Annotated in this window: 1 tRNA gene and 2 rRNA genes; all 3 read left to right on the plus strand. The window is 58.2% G+C overall.

Going from position 1 to position 3,428, the window contains the following annotated elements:
- Positions 1-116: 116 nt before the first annotated feature.
- The 3 genes from AAFN89_RS20730 to AAFN89_RS20740 all read left to right on the plus strand — a co-directional run bounded on the left by AAFN89_RS20730 (position 117) and on the right by AAFN89_RS20740 (position 3,428).
- Positions 117-2,867: ribosomal RNA gene (locus tag AAFN89_RS20730) — 23S ribosomal RNA — on the plus strand.
- Positions 2,868-3,051: 184 nt separating this feature from the next.
- Positions 3,052-3,167: ribosomal RNA gene (rrf, locus tag AAFN89_RS20735) — 5S ribosomal RNA — on the plus strand.
- A 184-nt stretch (positions 3,168-3,351) separates the two neighbouring features.
- Positions 3,352-3,428, plus strand: a tRNA-Met gene (locus AAFN89_RS20740).

Here is a 3,428-nt window from a genome sequence, read left to right on the forward strand (position 1 = left end):
ACCGGTTGAGCGGGTCTGTCGAGGTTCTTTGGACGATGCTGTGGGCGCCTTGAGAGGGGCTTTGTGTGTGGGGGTTTTGCTTCCGCGCATGGGGCGTCTTTTAGAGGCGTCGCTGAGATCAAGCGTCTAAGGGCATCTGGTGGATGCCTTGGCACTGAGAGGCGATGAAGGACGTGGCACGCTGCGAAAAGCTTCGGGGAGTTGCGAGCAAACTTTGATCCGAAGATATCCGAATGGGGAAACCCCACCGTTAAGGTGATCCCGCACTGAATCCATAGGTGCGGGAGGCGAACCCGGGGAACTGAAACATCTAAGTACCCGGAGGAAAGGACATCAACCGAGACTCCGCTAGTAGTGGCGAGCGAACGCGGACCAGGCCAGTGGCCATGCTTTAAGAACCGGAACCGTCTGGAAAGTCGGGCCAAAGCGGGTGATAGCCCCGTACGGGTAGAAAAGAGCATGGTCCTCGAGTAGGGCGGGGCACGTGAAACCCTGTCTGAATGTGGGGGGACCACCCTCCAAGCCTAAGTACTCCTCAGTGACCGATAGTGCACCAGTACCGTGAGGGAAAGGTGAAAAGCACCCCGACGAGGGGAGTGAAACAGAACCTGAAACCGGATGCCTACAATCAGTCGGAGCCTGAGCAATCGGGTGACGGCGTACCTTTTGTATAATGGGTCAGCGACTTAGTGTATGCAGCAAGCTTAAGCCGATAGGCGAAGGCGCAGCGAAAGCGAGTCTTAATAGGGCGAATGAGTTGCATGCATTAGACCCGAAACCGGGTGATCTAGCCATGGGCAGGTTGAAGGCACGGTAAAACGTGCTGGAGGACCGAACCCACGTCTGTTGAAAAAGACGGGGATGACCTGTGGCTAGGGGTGAAAGGCCAATCAAACTCGGAAATAGCTGGTTCTCCGCGAAAGCTATTGAGGTAGCGCGTCGGATGATGACCACCGGGGGTAGAGCACTGGATGGGCTAGGGGGCCTCGCGGCTTACCAAACCTAACCAAACTCCGAATACCGGTGAGTTTAGTCCGGCAGACAGTCCATGGGTGCTAACGTCCGTGGACAAGAGGGAAACAACCCAGACCACCAGCTAAGGTCCCCAAGTCACGGCTAAGTGGGAAAGGATGTGGGATAGCCCAGACAACCAGGAGGTTGGCTTAGAAGCAGCCATCCTTTAAAGAAAGCGTAATAGCTCACTGGTCAAGCCGTCCTGCGCCGAAGATGTATCGGGGCTCAAGCCGTGCACCGAAGCTGTGGATTCTCCTTCCCTTGCGGAGGGGGAGTGGTAGCGGAGCGTTCCGTAGGCCTGCGAAGGTTACCCGCGAGGGTGGCTGGAGGCATCGGAAGTGAGAATGCTGACATGAGTAGCGACAAACAGTGCGAGAAACACTGTCGCCGAAAGTCCAAGGGTTCCTGCGCAAGGTTAATCCACGCAGGGTGAGCCGGCCCCTAAGGCGAGGCCGAAAGGCGTAGTCGATGGGAACCAGGTTAATATTCCTGGGCCTGGCGGAGGTGACGAAGGCTGGACGTCGTATCCCCTTATCGGATTGGGGGTGCGGCCAAGGACTTCCAGGAAATAGCCCCGCCATATAGACCGTACCCCAAACCGACACAGGTGGACTGGTAGAGCATACCAAGGCGCTTGAGAGAACGATGTTGAAGGAACTCGGCAAATTGCCCCCGTAACTTCGGGAGAAGGGGGCCCCGTCCTTGGGCAACCAGGGGCGGGGGGCACAGACCAGGGGGTGGCGACTGTTTACTAAAAACACAGGGCTCTGCGAAGTCTTCCAAGACGACGTATAGGGTCTGACGCCTGCCCGGTGCCGGAAGGTTAAAGGGAGGGGTGCAAGCTCCGAACTGAAGCCCCGGTAAACGGCGGCCGTAACTATAACGGTCCTAAGGTAGCGAAATTCCTTGTCGGGTAAGTTCCGACCTGCACGAATGGCGTAACGACTTCCCCACTGTCTCCAACATCGACTCAGCGAAATTGAATTCTCCGTGAAGATGCGGAGTACCCGCGGCTAGACGGAAAGACCCCGTGCACCTTTACTACAGCTTTGCAGTGGCATTAGGAATGACATGTGTAGGATAGGCGGGAGGCTTTGAAGCGCAGGCGCCAGCTTGCGTGGAGCCACCCTTGAAATACCGCCCTTGTTGTTCTTGGTGTCTAACCGCGGACCCTGAAGCGGGTTCCGGGACCCTGCATGGCGGGTAGTTTGACTGGGGCGGTCGCCTCCCAAAGAGTAACGGAGGCGCGCGATGGTAGGCTCAAGCTGGTCGGAAATCAGCTGACGAGTGCAATGGCATAAGCCTGCCTGACTGCGAGAGCGACGGTTCGAGCAGAGACGAAAGTCGGTCATAGTGATCCGGTGGTCCCGCGTGGAAGGGCCATCGCTCAACGGATAAAAGGTACGCCGGGGATAACAGGCTGATACCCCCCAAGAGTCCACATCGACGGGGGTGTTTGGCACCTCGATGTCGGCTCATCACATCCTGGGGCTGGAGCAGGTCCCAAGGGTTCGGCTGTTCGCCGATTAAAGTGGTACGTGAGCTGGGTTTAGAACGTCGTGAGACAGTTCGGTCCCTATCTACCGTGGGTGTTGGAATATTGAGAGGAGCTGTCCCTAGTACGAGAGGACCGGGATGGACGCACCTCTGGTGTACCGGTTGTGACGCCAGTCGCATCGCCGGGTAGCTATGTGCGGACAGGATAACCGCTGAAAGCATCTAAGCGGGAAGCCCCCCTCAAAACCAGTATTCCCTATCAGAGCCGTGGCAGACCACCACGTCGATAGGCCGGGTGTGGAAGCGCAGCAATGCGTGAAGCTAACCGGTACTAATCGCTCGATCGGCTTGATCTCAAAGCGCATCGCCTCGGCCGGCAACGGTCGGGCGTCTCATGCGCGGCGGCAAGACCCAGACACATGAAAAGCCCCCAAAAGGGGCGCCCACAAACAACGCATCGTCCGTAACGGATCACAAGAAACAGCGGGAACCGCCGCCTTCTCTCCCAAGGGGACAGCGGCCGGTCCCGGCTTTGGACGACCTGGTGGTCATGGCGAGGGCCTCAACACCCGATCCCATCCCGAACTCGGCCGTGAAATCCCTCCGCGCCAATGGTACTGCGTCTCAAGACGTGGGAGAGTAGGTCGCCGCCAGGTCTTCCAAAGCCAGGACCACATCCCGCACCCTCCTCACCACCAACTCAACACCCACCAACGCGGGGTGGAGCAGCCCGGTAGCCCGCCCAGGCTCATAACTGTTACAAAGACCCGGTGAGCAAAGCGAACCGCAAGGTCGACGTTACACCCCGGCGAAAGCCGGGGCCCATGCCAAGAGCACCAACGCGGGGTGGAGCAGCCCGGTAGCTCGTCAGGCTCATAACCTGAAGGTCACAGGTTCAAATCCTGTCCCCGCAACCA

The sequence above is a fragment of the Inquilinus sp. CAU 1745 genome, assembly GCF_039839375.1.
GTDB lineage: Bacteria > Pseudomonadota > Alphaproteobacteria > DSM-16000 > Inquilinaceae > JBDOQU01.